This window comes from Nocardia sp. NPDC049737 (assembly GCF_040674755.1).
Taxonomy (GTDB): domain Bacteria; phylum Actinomycetota; class Actinomycetes; order Mycobacteriales; family Mycobacteriaceae; genus Nocardia.
Window position 1 is genome coordinate 1 of sequence record NZ_JBFANH010000097.1, and the last position, 1,575, is coordinate 1,575.

The 1,575-nt window shown below is 58.1% G+C and carries 1 pseudogene; it reads right to left on the reverse strand.

Features of this window, described 5'->3' with window-relative positions:
• A pseudogene (locus AB0J47_RS42220) lies at positions 1-1,575 on the reverse strand (hypothetical protein); the annotation flags it as partial.

The following is a 1,575-nucleotide window of genomic DNA, read 5'->3' on the forward strand; positions in this document are numbered from 1 at the left end:
CGGCCCCGCCGGCAGCTTCACATCTCCGAGGCCGGGGATTTTCGCATCGACCATCGCGTTCGGATTCGCTGATACCGGTGTGCCCGTAGCGGCGGATACCGCGTTGGTCACGGTCTGCGGATTGGTAGCAGCCGCAGTCGCGGCAGTCGCCGCATTGTTCCCCAGCTGCGAGTAGGGGTTCGTACCGTTCTGGCCGCCGTACTGGTTCTGCAACTGTTGCGGCAAATTGTACGGATTCGTCATCGAGGACAACGGATTCGACCCACTCATACCGTAGGGATTACTCATGCCGTACGGATTACTCATACCACCCGAGCTACCACCGGAACCGCTGCCACCCGTCGACGATCCGCCACCAGTAGCCCCGTTTTGGATCTTCGCGATCGCGTCATCGATCTTCGACCCGATATCCGTACCCGTACCCGTGCCGGTGCTTCCGGTCGCGTCGGTCGTTTCCGTCGTGCCGTCAGCACCGGTGAGACCGTCCGCGGTGGTCAAACCGTCGGTATCGCCGAAAGCACCGTCACCGAGGCCGTCCAGGCCGAGTTCCTTGTTGAAGTCGATCGGGTCGGCCGCCGCATCCGCCGCGGCCACGGCACCATTACCGTCGCCAACACCATTCCCACCATTGCCACCCGTCTTGTCGCCACCGCTACCGTCGTCCGAGCCATAGCGCTTGCTTTCATGCGAAGTTTTGTCTGTGGTTTTCTTGTTGGACTCGTGGGTCTGGTGCGCGTTGTCTACAACCTTGTCGACCGCGGTCACCGTTTTATCGATCGCGCTGAAAAGCTCCTTCTCCACGCCCGGCTTAATTTCCCGGTAGGTATGATCACCATTCTGCCCTACGGAGACGACTCGAGTGTCCTTCACACCGTCGACTGCGTGCAATTGTTCATTGAGTTCGTCAATCGAGTTCACTATCGATTTGAACGCCTCACTATTGATCTGTTCGGTATCGAGGGCGATCGACCGAATCTTCTCGTCCAGGTCTTTGAAGTGTTTCTTGACTTGAGTGTCGTAGGCCAGATATGAGTTGTTGTAGTCTTCGGTGATCTTTGATTTATTGGTCTCGTCGACCAATCCCTGATTATGCAACCAGTTCGCGACGTCCTCGGCCAGTCCGGCCTTCCCTCTTCCGAAGCAGTCCACCTGTATTTGTAGCGTGGATTGCGCTTCGTCGATCGCGAAGCGCAATGGCTCGGACTCCGACGGGGGGTGGTATAGCAGCACCAATTTCGCGTGTTTCGGGTCTCCGGCTTCGCGGATGACCCGGACCACCTCGCCGGTCTGACGATCGACAACCTTGATACTGCCATCGAACCCGACCTTCACTTCGTTGTTAGGGTCCGAGAGAAGATCTGCGGCGTCCGCTCCGTAATACCCCCACAGCTCCTCCTTGCCGTCTTTACCGGTGAGGATCAGCTTGTTGTCTTTGTCCAGCGCGAGGGTGTAATCACCGTTCTTGATCGAACTGCGCGCGTCACCATCGGTGACCTCTTTGGACCCCGGCGCAGCCAGCTTCTCCCCAGGCTCCAACCGATCATCACGACGGTCTTTAAGAGCCGGTAATTTGTC